Genomic DNA, 15940 nt, shown 5'->3' with positions numbered 1-15940 from the left:
ACCTGGCCGCCGACAGGCCCAGGCTTATCCACTGGTCGCGGCGGTTACGGATGGCCGTGGCCGAGCAGGTGGAATCCGCGATCGCCTCGTAGGAGCACCCGAACCGGAGGACCTGCAGCAGCTTGTCGCAGACGATCCGGCGCCGATGGCAGCCCAGCCGGATGGGCCGGATCGTGCTCCGGCCGCCGCGGCAGCACGGCGGCGAATTGGTCCCACAGCGGTTCCGTCAGCCATGAGGGCAGCGCAGGCACAGGTCTCCCCGATGATCACAGTGCGTCGCAACTCCATGATCACGGAACTTGTGTCTGCCTCCCCCTGACGCTGCACCCCATCACTACACGTCGCGAACCGCGACAGTTCGACCGCTGCCCCAGACGATTCCAGCAGTGGTGCAGCGGCAGAACGCCGGGGGTCTGCGTGTCGGGAAAGGTTATGAGGTGGGCCTCGACCTGATCGTCCGGAGTGCGCAGTCGTCGTTCGAGGCATCCTACTCGGCAAGGAGTGGCAAACTTCGCTTTCATAAGCGTCGAAGGCGCACAAGCCTCCTTCAGGTAGCCGCGTGAGCATCAAATATGTGACGGCCATGGCTCCCTCTACAGCGGTCCGGAGGCAGTGATCTTCTGAGCTGAGCTCAGGGCCGCTGCCGGAACGGGGCGAGCGTGGCGCGCACGAGGTCGGCGGCGCCCCAGTCGGGATCGAACTGGGCGATCGAGAGCCTGAACCTGGAGAGTGGAGCGACGCTTCGATACAGCTCGGCGTCACCCTGGCCGGCAACTACACCTTTCGGGGCGACCTGGCGCGCCGCCAGGCTGCTGCAACGGCTGATCGGCATCTCCGATACCCTCGGCAGCCCTCAGGCCAGGGGCTCGGCCCACTGGAACGCCGCAGTGACGGCCTACTACCGCGGACGCTCCGCCGATGCCCGGGTCATGGCAGAGCGCGCACTGGCCTCGTTCGGCGAGACCAACCACCAGCGAAACCCGGCCATGCTGCGCGCCAGTTACGGCCTTGTGCTCCTGGACGGCGACCCCGCCGAACCCGAGCGGGCACACGAGGTCCTGCTCGACGCCCGCGTGTCCTCAGCCGCCGACTCGGCCCGAATCCCGAGGTCCACGCATGCATGGCCGGAACGGCTCGTGACGCCTGACATCCGCGCGACCGTTGCGCCGCATTGAGCAGGGCGAGCCGCTCGGCCTCGGCGAGTGGGCCGCTCGTCAACGCCGACGAGTCGCGGTTGCGAGCGCGGCATCGACCTATGACCGTTCCGGGACTGGAAGACCTGCCTCAAGGAGGCAGCTACCGCAATACCCGCAGCTGACCGACACTTGCAGTTAGGCGAGGAGAGATGCCAGTCAGCACGTCGGGGGCCTACATGGGCGCCTGGTGGAGGAGGACGAGCTGTCCAGCGAGGACGCCCGCCGGCCAAGCCGCTGGAGCCGGCCGCGGAAGGACGGGCCGGCTCCAGGGTCCGGACGTCACATGGGGATCAGACGCGGGTCCACTTCTGGTTGTTCTGGCCGTTGCACGCCCAGATCTGCACCTTGGTGCCGTTTGCGGTGCCGGCGCCGCTGACGTCCAGGCACTTGTTCGCGCCGACCGCGGTGATGCTGCCGTCGGCGTTGAACCGCCATTTCTGGTTGTTCTGCCCGTTGCAGTCCCAGATGATCACGCTGGTGCCGTCGGCGGTGCCGGCCCCGTTCACGTCCAGGCACTTGTTGCCGGACACCCGCAGCTCACCCGCGGCCGTCGACGTCCACTGCTGGTTCGACTGCCCGTTGCAGTCCCAGATCTGCACCTGCGCGCCGTTCGTCTGCGAGCCTCCGTTGAGGCACCGGTTCGACCCCGCACCCCGCAACGCGCTGGTGCTGCCCGGGGGCGAGCCGTCACCCTGCCCGACACCCCTGCCGTTGAAGGTGAACGAGTCCACGTCGAACGAGTTCGCGGACGGTGCCTTGAACACGACGTGGACATTGCGGGTGCCACCGGGGTCGGTGACCTGCACCGCGGGCAGGGACACGTAGTTGTTCCATCCCCCGGTCGCCGGCACGGGGCTGGAGGCGATGAGCGCCCCCGTCGGGGAGTCGGCGTGCAGTTCGATGGACGCCCCGGTGCTGGACGGCGCAGAGACACGGAAGGACACCGTGTCGATCCCGGACAGGTTGATCGGACTGAAGGAGATCCAGTCGTTGTTGGAGATGTCGCCGATGCGCCTGCCGCCTTCGGCTCCGGGCTCGTCGATGATCCGGATTCCGGACGAGCCGGTGAAGTGCTCGGCCTGCTTGTGCTTGGGCTGCAGGGTGATGCCGGCGCTGCCCTTCAGGCCGCCCTTGTCGGTGTAGTCGGCGGACAGGACGTAGTAGACGTTGGAGGCCTCGTCATGGCCGGAGGCGGTGGTCGTGACCGTCCCTGAGCAACCGGTGTACTGGCCGGTGTCATGGGCGTGCTGGTCATGGCCGAGCGCGGTGATCACGTTGACCTTGGTGCAGTCGACGGCGCCGTCCTCGGGATCGGTGACGTTCACCGTGTAGGCCACCTGGTCGCCGAAGTCGATGAACCCGCCGTCGGGCGGAGCCGAGAAGACGACCTTGGGACGGCTGTTGCCGACGACGATGGGCAACGTGACGCTGCCCGTCTTCCCACCGGAGTCCCGTACGGTCAGCTTGGCGGTGTAGGTCCCATTGGTGCTGTAGGTGTGGGACGGGTTGGCACTGGTGGAGGTCCCGCCGTCGCCGAAGTCCCACGCGTAGGTGATCGCGTCGCCGTCGGGGTCGGACGAGCCGGCTGAGGAGAACGCCACCGTCAGCGGCGCCGCGCCCGAGTCGGGGTTGGCGCTCGCCTTGGCCAGGGGTGCGCGGTTTCCGGCTACGTAGTCGACCCGGTAGATGCTGTCATCGGTGTTCGCGTGGCCGAAGCCGTTGCCCCAGTCGGCCATGTACAGGGCGCCGTCCGGACCGAACTTCATGTCGATCGGCGCATGCGGGGCGAGCTGCGCCGCAAAGGGGTTGATCTTCAGGAGGTTGCCCGAGGAGTCCAGGCGGAACTCCTTGACGAAGTTGCGGCTCCATTCGTAGAAGAACGGCGTGCCGTCGAAATACTCGGGGAACTTGCGGTCAGAGCCGCCAGCCGGGTCGTAGCGGTAGAACGGGCCGCCCATCGGGGCCGCACCGCCGCAGCAGTTGATCTCGGGGAACTCTGCCGAGGCGTGGTAGTTGTACCAGACGGTCGCGGGCTTGGCGGCGGGCAGACTGGTCAGGCCGGTGTTGTTGGGCGAGTCGTTGACCGGGGCCGAGCAGTTGAACTTCGCGCCGGAGGCGTTGGTGGCGAAGTTGAAGTCGTTGAACGGGATGTTGTTGCCGACGCAGTACGGCCAGCCGTAGAAGCCCGGCTGCTTGATCAGGTTCCACTCGACCGTGCCCTCGGGACCGCGGCTGGGATTGGCGCTGCCCGCGTCCGGACCGTAGTCCCCCACCGATATCCAGCCGGTGACCTTGTCGACCGAGAAGCGGAACGGGTTGCGGAAGCCCATCGCGTAGATCTCCGGCCGCGTCTTGGCCGTGCCGGGCGCGAACAGGTTGCCGGACGGAATCGTGTAGGTGCCGTCGGACTCGGGGTGGATGCGCAGGATCTTGCCGCGCAGGTCGTTGGTGTTGGCCGAGGACCGCTGGGCGTCGTAATGCTCCCGGCCCGGCCGCTCGTCGATCGGGGCGTAGCCGCTGGACCCGTTGGGATTGGTGTCGTCACCCGGGCCGATGTACAGGTTCCCGCCCGGCCCGAACGCGAGGTAGCCGCCGGTGTGGCCGGGCTCGTCGACGTTGCGGTACGCCGGAACCTCGATGATCCTCTTTTCACTCGCCAGGTCGAGGCTGGTGCCGTTGAAGGTGAACCTCGACACCCGGTTCACCTCACCGCCGTTGGACGGCGAGTAATTGAGGTAGATCCAGCCGTTGGCGGCGAAGTTCGGATCCAGCGCCAGCCCGATGCCGCCGTCCTCGCCGCCGTCGTACACCGGCAGGGTGCCGATGACGCGCGTGCCCCCGCCGTTGGTGGGGATCAGGTTCACCTTGCCCGAGCGCGAGATGTAGAAGACCCTGCCGTCTGCGGCCACGTCCAGTTCCATCGGCTGGTCCGGCGCGCCGTCGAGGGTCACCTTCTGGAACCGGGCCGCGACCGTGCCACCGCAGTCACCCTGCGCCGCGCCCGCCGCCCACTTCACCGCACCCAGCAGGTGCTGCTTGAACGACGACTCCGAATAGGAGGACGCCTGGTGGCCCATCGCGGTGGCCCACACCCGGCCGCCCTCCGGGTTGTGACACCAGGAGATCGGGTGGTCGGCGCCCATCTTGTTGGGCCCCGCGTCATAGGTGGTCTCATCCGCGGTCACCAGCACGTGCACCGAGCCGCGCATGTTCTTGTCGAAGTTGTACCACTCCTCCGGGCGCACCCACCGATCCGGCAGTCCCTTCGTGGAGGGGTGAACCTTGTCGGCCACCTTGGCGGTGCCCTGCAGGATCGCCGAATGCGCGGTCATGTGCGCGCCCGCCAGGACAACCTGGTCCCACCAGGGAAACTGCGCCTCGATGTTCATGTCGGTGGCGTTGTGGATCGCGACGATGCCGTGGCCGCTGCGCACATACGCCTGGAAGGCCTGACGCTGGGCCTCGTTGTCCCACACCATGCCGTTGGTCTGGAACATGATCACCGCGTCGTAGGTGTTCAGGGTCGCGGTCGTGAAGACGGCGGAGTCCTCGCTGTGGTCGAGCTGGAAGTTGTTGTCGGTCGCCATCTGCTGGAACATCGCGACACCGGCAGGGATGGAGTCATGCCGATAGGCGCCGCTCGCCGTCTCGGTGAAAAGCAGCACCTTGAACTCCGGAGCGGCCGCGTGCGCCACCAGCGGCACCAAGGACACCAACAGCCCTAATAACATTGCGGCCAGGGCGGGAAGCAGGCGTGGTCTTCGCATGAAGGATCTCCTGGGGGGTTACCGGCAACGGTCGGAGTTGAAGGGTGCCTTGGTGAGCGTCGGCTTGCCTGCGCCGTTCTCCACCACCGCGTGGACATCGCCGGCGGACGACTCCAGGTCCACTCCGTTGAGGACCCGTACGCCCAGGAAGCTTTCGCCGATGCCGGTCATCTTCAGCACGGGGATCTCCTAACGGGCGGGGCGGGAGTCGTGTCGGGCGGCTTGCGGTTCGCCGGGGCAGTCTTCCGGCGAGGACGCCACGGTCGCTGGACGGCGCCCGGCACGGTGACGCCGGGCCTGACCATGCGACAGATGTCGAATCGATTCGGAACGAAAATAGGCCTGGCTAACATACCTGTCAAGCATGCTTATTCAGGCGGATCAGAGGCCGGCTTTTCCTCTTCCACTGGGCGAAGGTCTCGCCGCCTTATCGAAAATCGGCATTTCAGGTGGGCACCGAGGGCGCCTATTGTCTCATTGACTCTCAGCTCGGCAAAGATTGGCCATACTTTGCGAATTTAGTTAGGCGCTCGATAAGTATGAAACTTTCAAGCTCTGTGTCGGGCGATCATCAGCGACCACCTCAGGCATGACACGGACACCGGCGGGCCGGGGCGCAGCGATGCGCTCCGGCCCCCGACGTTCAGCTGTCAGCCGCCGATGACCGAGAGCATCTTGTCGGCGTCGCGGGTGAGCACCTGGCGCACCTCGGCGCGCGGGACCAGCTTCGCGTCCGCGGCGAGTCCCTTGAACTCGGTGAGGAGCCGCACCGCCCGGCCGTCGTTGCCGGATGCCTCCGCCCTGCGGGCCTGGGTCAGCTTGCTCGTCAGCTTGTCGTGCGCGCCCGCTGACAGCCAGCTGGTGGCCCGGAATCGGTCGAGCAGGTTCTGCATGTCCCGCAACGAGGTGGTGACGTTGAACCGCACCGAGGTCGTCACCGCGTTCCCGGCATTGTCGGTCGAGGTCACCGCGATCATGTGCGCCGCCAGCGTCTGAGTGAACAGCGGCAGCACCGAACCCGGCGTGTGCGGGGCGCCGTCGAGGGTGCCGGTCGTGCTGCGGACGCCCGAGGTGGCGTCCACGGCTTCCCAGGTGATCACCACGTCCTGGGAGTCGCCGTACACCTCGCCGTCGGCCACGCCCGACACGAGCAGGATGGGCTTGGTGGCGTCGATCTTCAGCACCGCCGCCTTCTCCTCCTCGACGTTGCCCGCCGCGTCGGCCGTGCGGTAGCGCAACTCGTGCTCGCCGTCGCCGTCCACCACCACGGCCGCTCCCGGGTAGGCCGTCCAGGCGCCGCCGTCGAGCGAGTACTCGATGCGCTTGACGCCAGAGTGGGCGTCCTGCGCGGCCAGCTCGACCGGGACCGAGTCCTTGCTCCATCCGTTCTCGTTCGGCGGGGCGAACGACGCAGTGGTCTGCGGGGCGGTGGCGTCGATCTTGAGAGTGAGCGAGCGGGCTTGCTCGACGTTGCCCGCGCCGTCCCGGGAGCGGTATTCGAGGGTGTGCGCCCCGTCACCGCTGACCGTGAACGGCGTGCTGTAGGCGGTCCAGGCGCCGCCGTCGATCCGGAATTCGGTGGCCGCCACGCCGCTGCCGTCCTCCTCGTCCGCCGCGGTCAGGGTGATCTCGACCGGCGCGGCGGTGTACCAGCCGTCCTTGCCGTTCGGCTCGGCCGGGTTCTGCTTCGCCGTGGTGGTCGGCGCGGTCTCGTCGACGGGGTCACCGCCTCCGCCGACCTTGGTGAGGCGGAAGGTCTGGTTGAGTGCGGCTGAGCAGTTCCATTGGATCACCGCGGCGTCGTCGGCCTGGGAGACGCCGTTGATGTCGACGCACAGCCCGGTCTTGGCGGAGACGATCTGGAAGAGGCCTTCGCCGCCGCCGGTCGGGACCACGGTGAAGTACTGGTTGGGCGCGTCCCCGCTGCCGGCTGCGTGGCAGGTCCACTGGACGAGCTGGGTGCCGGGTGTGGTCGTGCCGCCCGGGATGTCCGCGCACTTGCCGCTGCCGACGTTCTTGAGTTGGTAGCCGCCGGGCGCGGTCACCAGTTCCCACCGCTGGATGGGGTCTTCGGTGGCGCCCATCTGGACGAGCTTGGCGTTGTCAGCGGTCGACGCGTTCTGCGTGGTCACGTTCTTGCCGCTGTGCTGGGCGGTGACCGTGTAGACGCCCGGCTCGATCGCGGGGGGTGGAGCCTCGCTCACGAACTGGACGGCGTCCAGGTCGAAGGCGTTGTTGGCGGAGTTCTTGAACACCACGTAGAGCGTCGAGGTGGTCGCGTCCGCCGCCACCGGGACGGTCTGGGTCTGCTGGTAGTTGTTCCAGTCCCCGGTGTTGGGGACGGCCGCGCTGGCCAGCAGCCGGCCGGTGGGGGACTCGGCGCGCAGCTCGATCAGTCCGCCGCCGGCGGGGCTGGACAGCCGGTAGTTCACGCCCTTGACGGCGTGCAGGTTCATCGGGGTGAACGAGATCCAGTCGTTGTTGCTGATGTCGCCGATGCGCTTGCCGCTCTCGGCGCCCGGCTCGTCGATGACCCGCACGCCTGCCTGGGCGTTGAAGAACTCGGCCTGCTTGCGCATCGGCTGCAGGATCGCCTTGGCCCGGCCGGTGAGCGGCATGTCCTGCGAGCCGTCGGTGTAGTGGGCGTTGAGGACGTAGAACAGGTTGGCGCCGTCGGGATGCCCGCCGAGGTCGCCGGTCTTGACGACGCCCTCGCACCCGGGGATCTCCACGGTCTCGTGCTCGTGGTCGTCATGGCCGAGCGCCGGGTTGACGAACACCTTGGCGCAGTCGATCTCGCCGTCCTCCGGGTCGGTGACCTTGATCTTGTACGGTACGTCCTGGCCGAACTGGATCGGCGCGCCGTTCAGCGGGGTCTCGATGGTCACCATGGGCTTGCTGTTGCCGGCGGTGATCTCGATGTTGGCGAAACCCTCCTTGCCGGTGCTGTCGGTCACCTTGAGCTGGGCCGTGAACCGGCCCGTGGTCTGGTACACGTGGGTGGCCTTGACCTGGGTGGAGTCGACGGTGCCGTCGCCGTCGAAGTCCCAGGCATAGGTGAGGGAGTCCCCGTCGGGATCGTAACTGCCGGAGGCGTCGAACTCGACGGTCAGCGGAGTGACGCCGTCGACCCTCGAGGAGGTGGCCTTCGCCACCGGCGAGCGGGCGCCGGCCGCGTAGTCGATCCGGTAGAGGCCGGAGTCGTTGTTGCCGCCGCCGAATTCGGTGCCCCACTCCAGCAGGTACATCGCGCCGTCCGGACCGAAGGTCATGTCCATCGGCTTGAGGAAGGGCGTACTCCCGAGGAAGCTGTTGATCTTGAAGACCTGGTCGTCAGAGTCGAGGTGGATCTCCTTCACGTAGTGGCGCGACCACTCGTAGAAGAAGTTGACGCCGTCGAAGTAGGCCGGGAACTTGGTCTTCGACGGGTTGTCCGGCTGATACCGGTAGACGGGGCCGCTCATCGGCGCCGAGCCGCCCGAGCCGAGCTCAGGGAAGGCCGGGGAGGTGCCGTAGCCGTACCACATGACCGGCTTCTCGATCGGCGGCAGCTCGGTGAGGCCGGTGTTGTTCGGCGACTCGTTGACGGGGGCGGCACAGTTGAACTTGGCGCCGACCTCCTTGGTGTCCGGGTTGTACGGCGCGTACGGCTGGTTGTCACCGTGGCAGAACGGCCACCCGAAGTTGCCCGGCTTCTTGATGACGTTGTATTCCACCAGCCCCTCAGGGCCGCGGTCGGTGGCGGGGCCGCCGCGGTCCGGGCCGTAGTCGGCCACGTGCAGGTAACCGGTCTTGGCGTCGACGGTGAACCGGAAGGGGTTGCGGAAGCCCATGGCGTAGATCTCGGGACGGGTCTTCGCGGTGCCCGGCGGGAAGAGGTTGCCCTCGGGTATGTCGTAGCCGCCGTCGGCCTTCGGCTTGATCCGCAGGATCTTGCCGCGCAGGTCGTTGGTGTTGCCCGCGGTGCGGGCGGTGTCCAGCATGTGCTGGCCGGGCCGCCAGTCGAGCGGCGCGTAACCCTGCCAGTCACCGGACAGGTTCGGCGGGACGTCGTCGCCGACGCTCAGGTAGAGGCTGCCGTCGGGGCCGAACTCGACCGCGCCGCCGGTGTGGCCCGGCTCGGGGTAGGTCCGTGCGCGATAGGCGGGGATTTCGATGATCTTCTTCTCGGTGCTCAGGTCGATGCTGTCGCCTTGCACGGTGAACCGGGACAGCCGGTTGACGTCTTCGGCGCTGCCGGCCGGCGACCAGTACAGGTAGATCCATCCGTTCTGGGCGAAGTTCGGGTCGAGTTCCATGCCGACCAGGCCGTCCTCGCCGCCGGTGTAGACGTTGAGGGTGGCGGCGGTGACGGTCATGTGGGTGTCCGGCTTGTGGATCTTCACCTCACCCTGGCGCTGGACGTAGAACACCCGCCCGTCAGGAGCGACGTCCAGCTCCATCGGGTTGCTGGTGTTGTCGTCCAGGGTGACCTTCTCGAAGCTGCTCCACACGGTGCCGCCGCAGTCGCCCGGCTGGACACCGGCCGCCCACTCGACGCCGCCGAGGACATGCTCGCGGAACTCCGGCTCGGCATAGGCGGCCGCCTCGTGACCCATGGCAGTGGCCCACACCCGGGCGCCTTCGGCCTGGCGGCACCAGGAGATCGGGTGGTCCGGCCCCATGGCCGAGGAGCCTGGGTTGTAGGTCGTCTCGTCGGCGGCGACCAGGACGTGCACGTTGCCGCGCGGGTTGGGCGCGAAGTTGTACCACTCCTCCGCGCGCTGCCACCGCTGCGGGAGGTTCTTGGTGGAGGGGTGCACGCGGTCGACGACCTTGGCCAGCCCTTGGAGTGTGCCGGGCGAGTGCGCCGGCATGTGGGCGCCGCCGTTGATCAGCTCGTCCCACCAGGGGAACTCGTTCTCGATGCCCATGTCGAGCGCGTTGTGGATGGCCACGACGCCCTTGCCCGACCGGACGAACTTCTGCAGCGCCTGCCGCTGGGCGTCGTTCTCCCAGACCATGCCGGAGTTCTGCAGCATGATGATCACGTCGAACGTGGCCAGGTCGGTGTCGTTGAACACCGAGGAGTCGGCGCTCTGCACCACTTCGAAGTCATGGGCCGCGGCCAGCTCGTTCACCATCTGGACGCCGGCCGGGATGGACGCGTGCACGTATCCCACTGCCTTGGTGAACAGCAGGGCGCGGAACCCGTGGAGGGCGGCGCCGGTCGCGTGGGCGGAAGCCGGCGCAAGCGCCATCAACAAGGCGGGGAGTAAGAGGGCAGCGAGAAATCGTCGCATGGCGAATCTCCGGGAGTGCGGGGACAACTCGAGACGAGGCGCGAAGGGAACGCTGCTGGAAAGGCGCACGTCAGTGGGCGCACGCCGGCGGATGTCAGAAACGGTGAACGGGTGTCAGAGGGCGCGCAGGTAGGCGAGGCCGTCGACGGCCAGCGCGTCCTGGCTTTCGGCGAGGGGCCGCCAGATGGAGGCCGCGGTGGCGATGGTCTGGTTGTGCGCGGTGAAGGACTCGATGACGAGCGGGCCTTGATAGCCGACGTCGTGCAGGGCCCGGGTGAAGCCGGGCCAGTCGAAGCGGTCGGCCCCCGGCGTGCCGCGATCGGTGCCGCACACCTGCACGTGCGCGATCCGATCCGCCGCGACCCGCACCGCCTGGGCGGGGTCTTTCTCCTCGATGTTCATGTGGTAGATGTCGAGTGCCAGGTGGCAGTCCTCGGGCAGCGCCTCCAGCGCCTGCTCGACGGTGTTGACGAGGCTGGTCTCATACCGGTTGAGCGGCTCGACCGCGAGCTTCACCCCGCGCTCGGCCGCGTGGTCCAGGACGGGCCGCAGATGCTCACGCAACTCGACGTAGACTCCCCGGCGCTCGTCCGGTGACAGCCGCCACGTACGGCCGACCGAGGCGTACGCCGGCCCCCCGATCACCGGGGAGCCGACGGTCGCCGCCACGTCGACGCAGTGCCGCAGATAGTCCTGGGTTGCGCGGACCGTCTCCGGGGAGGCGGCCACGAGCTCGCGCCCCGGCGGCATGACCAGCACCACGGACGCGGCCAGCCCGTGCTCGGCCAGCACCGCCGCGGCCTTGTCCGGGTTCCAGTCGCCGGGTTGCTCGACGGGCAGCTCGATGACGTCGAAGCCCCACCCGGCGATGCGGGGCGCGAGCCGCGCCAGGTCTTCGTCGGTCAGCGGGGAGACCCAGACCCAGGTGTTCACTCCGATGGAGAACATGGCGTCCCTCTTCGTCGTCGGTTCGCGGAAGGAGCCGATCAGCTCTTCTTCCCGCCCCAGGTCTCGGGGAACCCGGGCAGGTCCTCACAGCCGCACAGCGCGTAGTGCAGCGGCGGCATGTTGGGCTTGAGGTAGGTCGACAGGTTCTCGCTGGTGACCTTCGGCTGCGGCAGGTTCCACATCTCGGGCACTTCCTCGCCCTTGAGGATCTTCAGAGCGGCGATGATCGGGGTGCGCCACTGGTAGGTCGGGTACGTGGGTGCGACGGCGGTCAGGCCCGCGTCCTTCCACTTCTGCAGGAAGTCCTGCTGGTCCTCGCCGTTGATCGGCGGCACCGGCAGGCCGGCGTCCTCGAACGCCTCGATCGCGGCCACCGCCGTGGCGCCCGCGTCCATCCAGACGCCGTCGATCTTGCCATGCCGCTGGATGTAGTCGCTGACGATGCTCTTGGTCTTGGCGGCGTCGCCGTCGGTGAACTCCACCCCCGCCACCTGGAGCTTGCTCTTGTCGAAGACCACCTTCGCCGCCGACCAGCGGGTCTCCAGCACGTCCACGCCGGGCAGGATGCGCAGCGCCAGCACCTTCCCGCCCGCCGGCACCTTCTCGACCAGGAACTCGGCGGCGTCGGCGCCGAAGGCGTAGCCGCCGATGGGCTTGATGAACGTCACCGGGCAGTCCGTCTCGACGCCCCGGTCGAACACGATGACGGGCACCTTCCCGCAGGCGGCCGTCACGGCGGGGGTGAGCGTGGCCGTGGTGTTCGGCGAGACGATCAGCGCGTCGCAGCCCTTGGCCTGCAGCTCGGCGATGTCGGAGATCTGCTTGTCGTCCTTGCCCTCGGCATCCAGCGCGGTGAACTTGGTGATCTCCTTGTGCAGGCCGGCCTCGGCCTGCATCGTCTTCCACCCGACCTGGCGCCAGGGGTTGTTGACCGCCGCGTTGGAGAAGCACAGGTGGTACGGCCCGTCCTTTTTGTACTTCGCTGTGTCGATCATCTTCGGGGCGATGGCCTGCTCCCAGGGCTTGTCCGTGGGGCCCTGCGGCGTCTGGGAGCGCATGGCCAGCTGGGCGTCGAAGTCCGCCTGCACGAAGAACTTCGACTGCGCGCCCGTACCCGAACCTTGAGCGCTCTGGCTGGCGCTCGCGGCGGGGGCTGCGGCTTGGGTGGTTGCCGTCGGCTTGTCGGTGGTGCAGCCGGCGAGAGCGAGTGCGGCGAGAACGGCGGCTGCGGCCTTACGACGCGGCATGGGCGTCTCCTCTTCGGGGGGTGAACTTCCAGGGAAGTCGGATGGCTCCCGCCGCGACCGCGGCGATGATGATGACGCCCTGCACGGTGAACTCCAGCGCCCCCGAGATTCCGTACAGGTTGAGCAGGGTGAACAGCGCTTCCAGCGTGAAGGCCCCGGCCATGGCGGCCAGCACGGAGCCGCGGCCGCCGCCGAGCACCACGCCGCCGAGGACGACCGCGGTGATGGCGGAGAACTCGAGTCCCTGGCCCACCTGCGCCGAGACCCCGGCGAAACCGCCGAGCAGGATCGCCGCGACGGCCGCGGCCAGACCGGAGAGCATGAAGGCGAAGATCTTGCCCCGGTCGACCCGAACCCCGGACAGCGCCGCGGCACGCTCGTTGTCACCGGTGGCGATGAGGGTCTTGCCAAAATCGGCGCGCATGAGCCAGATCGCCGCCGCACCCACGGCCAGCAGGATCAGCACCGACCACGGCAGCGGCCCGAGGCCGCCCCGGCCGAACACCCGGAAGCCCTCCGACAGCGCGCCACGCGGCGCGCCGCCCGTCCAGAGGAAGACCGCCCCGCTGAGGATGAGCAGCATGCCGAGCGTCACGATGAACGACGGCACCCGCAGCTTGGTGGTGACCACGCCATTGACCAGTCCGGCGAACAGCCCGACGACGATCAGCAGGGCGAGGACCGGCCAGGTGGCGGACTCGTCGCCGTCGATGAGCCGCGCGGCGATCACCACTTCGGCCGTCACCAGCGAGCCGACCGACAGGTCGAACTCGCCGGAGACGATGACGAAATACTGTCCCGCGGCGAGGATCACCAGCGGCGCGGCCCGTTTGAGGAACGCCAGGAAGCCGGCGGGCTCCAGGAAGAAGGGGTTGGCGACCGCGATCGCGGCCAGCAGCACCACGAGGACCGCGAGGATGGGAAGTGTCCGCTTCATGCCGACCGCCTTGTTCCGCGCCGGGCGTAGACGGCCACCGCGATGACGATGACCACGCCGCGGACCACGTCCTTGACGAAGGAATTGACCTCGAGCTGATTGAAGATGGTGTCCAGGACGGCCAGCAGCAGGACCCCGCCCACGACTCCGGCGACCCCGCCCTTGCCTCCGGCCAGCGCGGTCCCGCCGAGCACGACCGCGGCGATGGACTCCAGGTCGTAGCCGCCGTCGGTGCCCACCGTGGGCGCCCCTGCCCCGAGCCTGCTGGCCAGCAGCAGGCCCGCGATGCCGGCGCAGACCGAGCAGAGCACGTGGGTGAGCACGATGACCCGGCCCGTACGGATCCCGGACAGGCGGGCGACCTCCTCGTTCCCGCCCACCGCGTAGATCCGGTACCCCAGCCGGGTCCTGCTCAGCAGGAACCAGGCCACGACGGCCACGCCCGCCCAGAGCATGGCGGAGATGGGGATCGGCCCGATGCGGGAGTATCCGAGGAGCTGGAACGACTCGGGAACCTTGCCCGCCGGGCCGTCGTACAGGTGGTCGACGATGCCCTTGATGATCAGGGCGACGCCGAGCGTGGCGATGAAGGCGTGGACCTGGAGCCGGGTGATGACCAGCCCGTTGACCAGCCCCACCAGCGCGCTGATGGCCAGCACCGCGGCGACGGCCGGCACGATGTTTCCGTCCTGGCCCGCCATGATCTCCGCCGCGACCAGCGAGGCCAGGCTGATCAGGTACGCCACGGACAGGTCGAGCGACCCGGCCAGGATCGCCAGCGTCTGCCCGATCGCCACGATGCCGAGGGCCGCCGAACGCTGCTGGATCCCGACGACGCTCTCCATGGTGAGGAACTGGTCACCATCGAGCGCGGCGAGGGCCCAGCCGACCGCGACCAGGCCGAGCAGCGCGAGGAACACCACCTGTGTGGGTTCGCGCAACAGCGCCGCCAGGCCGCCGTGCGCCTCGCCGCGGCGGGCGGGACGGCGGACGCGTACGAGCAGGTTCATTCAGGCCACCTCTCCCGCGGCCAGGCGCATGATGGCCTCCTCGGAGGCCCCTGCCGGCAGGGTGCCCGCGATGCGGCCGTCGCGCAGGACGACGACGCGATCGCTCATGCCGATGAGCTCGGGCAGCTCGGAAGAGATCATCATGATGGCCATGCCGTCATTCGCCAGCTCGCGCATCAGGTCGTGGATCGCGGCCTTGGCCCCGACATCGACGCCCCGGGTCGGTTCGTCGAACAGCAGCACCCGCGGCGCCGTCGTCATCCATTTGGCGAGCACGACCTTCTGCTGGTTGCCTCCGGACAGGTAGCGGACCTCCTGGTCCTGGCGGGGAGGCGAGAGGCGTACCCGTTCGAGCAGGTCGCGCAGGCCGTTACGGCCCTTGGCGCCCACCGCGCGGGCGACCAGCAGGGCGTTGTCGCGCACGGACTGGCGCAGCGCGAGCCCTTCGGCCTTGCGGTCCTCGGTCACCAGCCCGATGCCCATGGCCACGCCTTCCCGGACCGAGCGCGGGCGCGACGGGGTCATCTCGCCCGTGGTGAACGGCTCCGCGCCGAAGATCGCTTTGGCGAGTTCCGATCTGCCGGATCCCTGCAGGCCCGCGATGCCGACGATCTCCCCGGCACGCAGTTCCAGATCGATGTGGCGGAGCTTGCTGTTGCCCGCCCCGCGCAGGCTGAGCCGTACCTCGCCGGCGCCGGCCGAGCGGGGCGGGAAGTAGGTGCCGAGGTCGCGCCCCACCATCAGGCGGATCAGCTCGTCGGGGGTCACCTCGCCGATCGGGAGCGTGGTGACGCGCGAGCCGTCCTTGAGCACGGTGACCCGGTCAGCGAGGTCGAACACCTCGCGTAATCGGTGGGAGATGTACACGACGGCGACGCCGCGTTCCCTCAGCCGCCCGATCAGCCGGTAGAGCAGCTCGACCTCGTGCTCGGCGAGCGCCGCGCTGGGCTCGTCCATGACGACGAGCCGGGCGTTCACCGACAACGCCTTGACGATCTCGACCACCTGCTGCTGGGCCACCGACAGGCGCTTGACGGCGTCACGGGGGCCGAAGGAGTCCTCGCCCAGCTCGTCGAGGAGCCGCGCGGTCGCCTCCTCCATGGCGACCCGGTCGACCAGGCCCCGCCTGACGGGTTCGCGCCCGAGGAAGACGTTCTCGGCGACGGTGCGCTCGGGCAGCAGGTTGAACTCCTGGTAGATGATCGCGATGCCGGAGCGCTGCGCCTCGAGCGGATGGCCGAAGGAGACGGGCCGACCGTCGATCTCGATCGTGCCCTCGTCCGGCGCGTGAACCCCGCAGACGATCTTCATCAGGGTGGACTTGCCGGCGCCGTTCTCGCCGACGACGGCGTGGACCTCGCCGGCCGTCACGTCCAGGTCGACTCCGGACAGCACCCGCACGCCCAGGAAGCTCTTGCCGATGCCGCGCATGCTCAGCACTCGGTCCACCAGCTATCGGCACGTTTCGGGCTTATATCCCTCATGTTGCGGGATGCTAAGCGGGCTTATGTCGACGGTCAAGCAAAAGCACGTACCCATACGACATAATCGGG

General features: G+C 68.4%; 10 protein-coding genes and 1 pseudogene. 1 reads left to right on the top strand and 10 read right to left on the bottom strand.

The features are described from left to right. Nucleotides 1-7 precede the first annotated feature (7 nt). Nucleotides 8-251: pseudogene (locus ACIBVN_RS29345) on the bottom strand (transposase); the annotation flags it as partial. Between the two features lie 380 nt (nucleotides 252-631). Then, a complete protein-coding gene (locus ACIBVN_RS29340) occupies nucleotides 632-832 on the bottom strand; it encodes a hypothetical protein (protein ID WP_397141748.1) in 201 nt (66 codons plus the stop codon). Nucleotides 833-929: 97 nt separating this feature from the next. On the opposite strand from ACIBVN_RS29340, the gene ACIBVN_RS29335 reads away from it, so the two are divergent. After that, the gene (locus ACIBVN_RS29335; RefSeq protein ID WP_397141746.1) at nucleotides 930-1175 is read left to right on the top strand and encodes a hypothetical protein; all 246 of its coding nucleotides are present in this window, start codon (nucleotides 930-932) and stop codon (nucleotides 1173-1175) included. A 311-nt stretch (nucleotides 1176-1486) separates the two neighbouring features. Here ACIBVN_RS29335 and ACIBVN_RS29330 read toward each other — a convergent pair whose 3' ends face one another. The 8 genes from ACIBVN_RS29330 to ACIBVN_RS29295 all read right to left on the bottom strand — a co-directional run bounded on the left by ACIBVN_RS29330 (nucleotide 1487) and on the right by ACIBVN_RS29295 (nucleotide 15836). Continuing rightward, nucleotides 1487-4963: a ThuA domain-containing protein gene (locus ACIBVN_RS29330; RefSeq protein WP_397141744.1), complete on the bottom strand. Its 3477-nt coding sequence runs from the start codon at nucleotides 4961-4963 to the stop codon at nucleotides 1487-1489. An 18-nt stretch (nucleotides 4964-4981) separates the two neighbouring features. Continuing rightward, nucleotides 4982-5143 (bottom strand): hypothetical protein, encoded by a 162-nt coding sequence (locus ACIBVN_RS29325; RefSeq protein ID WP_397141742.1) that lies wholly within the window; start codon nucleotides 5141-5143, stop codon nucleotides 4982-4984. Nucleotides 5144-5613: 470 nt separating this feature from the next. Next, nucleotides 5614-10203: a ThuA domain-containing protein gene (locus ACIBVN_RS29320; RefSeq protein WP_397142061.1), complete on the bottom strand. Its 4590-nt coding sequence runs from the start codon at nucleotides 10201-10203 to the stop codon at nucleotides 5614-5616. A gap of 156 nt (nucleotides 10204-10359) precedes the next feature. Next, nucleotides 10360-11193, bottom strand: coding sequence for a sugar phosphate isomerase/epimerase family protein (locus tag ACIBVN_RS29315; RefSeq protein ID WP_397141740.1), 834 nt, complete (start codon nucleotides 11191-11193; stop codon nucleotides 10360-10362). 38 nt (nucleotides 11194-11231) lie between these two features. Then, entirely contained in the window at nucleotides 11232-12440 is a 1209-nt protein-coding gene (locus ACIBVN_RS29310; protein WP_397141738.1) for an ABC transporter substrate-binding protein, read from the bottom strand. Next, nucleotides 12427-13377: an ABC transporter permease gene (locus tag ACIBVN_RS29305; protein ID WP_397141736.1), complete on the bottom strand. Its 951-nt coding sequence runs from the start codon at nucleotides 13375-13377 to the stop codon at nucleotides 12427-12429. The genes ACIBVN_RS29310 and ACIBVN_RS29305 overlap by 14 nt, the downstream gene beginning before the upstream one ends. Continuing rightward, complete coding sequence (locus ACIBVN_RS29300) at nucleotides 13374-14387, bottom strand: ABC transporter permease (protein WP_397141734.1); 1014 nt, start codon at nucleotides 14385-14387, stop codon at nucleotides 13374-13376. Before ACIBVN_RS29300 ends, ACIBVN_RS29305 begins: the two co-directional genes overlap by 4 nt. Further along, nucleotides 14388-15836 (bottom strand): sugar ABC transporter ATP-binding protein, encoded by a 1449-nt coding sequence (locus tag ACIBVN_RS29295; RefSeq protein ID WP_397141732.1) that lies wholly within the window; start codon nucleotides 15834-15836, stop codon nucleotides 14388-14390. Nucleotides 15837-15940 lie beyond the last annotated feature (104 nt).

It is taken from the genome of Nonomuraea sp. NPDC049400, from assembly GCF_044466425.1.
Taxonomy (GTDB): Bacteria; Actinomycetota; Actinomycetes; order Streptosporangiales; family Streptosporangiaceae; genus Nonomuraea.
This window is presented reverse-complemented; position numbering and strand designations above follow the sequence as displayed.

What these genes read in the sequence shown, in the direction of transcription:
- ACIBVN_RS29330 (WP_397141744.1), bottom strand. Translation starts at nt 4,963, where the DNA reads ATGCGAAGACCACGCCTGCTTCCCGCCCTGGCCGCAATGTTATTAGGG.
- ACIBVN_RS29320 (WP_397142061.1), bottom strand. Translation starts at nt 10,203, where the DNA reads ATGGCGCTTGCGCCGGCTTCCGCCCACGCGACCGGCGCCGCCCTCCAC.
- ACIBVN_RS29305 (WP_397141736.1), bottom strand. Translation starts at nt 13,377, where the DNA reads ATGAAGCGGACACTTCCCATCCTCGCGGTCCTCGTGGTGCTGCTGGCC.
- ACIBVN_RS29315 (WP_397141740.1), bottom strand. Translation starts at nt 11,193, where the DNA reads ATGTTCTCCATCGGAGTGAACACCTGGGTCTGGGTCTCCCCGCTGACC.
- ACIBVN_RS29310 (WP_397141738.1), bottom strand. Translation starts at nt 12,440, where the DNA reads ATGCCGCGTCGTAAGGCCGCAGCCGCCGTTCTCGCCGCACTCGCTCTC.
- ACIBVN_RS29340 (WP_397141748.1), bottom strand. Translation starts at nt 832, where the DNA reads ATGCCGATCAGCCGTTGCAGCAGCCTGGCGGCGCGCCAGGTCGCCCCG.
- ACIBVN_RS29300 (WP_397141734.1), bottom strand. Translation starts at nt 14,387, where the DNA reads ATGAACCTGCTCGTACGCGTCCGCCGTCCCGCCCGCCGCGGCGAGGCG.
- ACIBVN_RS29335 (WP_397141746.1), top strand. Translation starts at nt 930, where the DNA reads ATGGCAGAGCGCGCACTGGCCTCGTTCGGCGAGACCAACCACCAGCGA.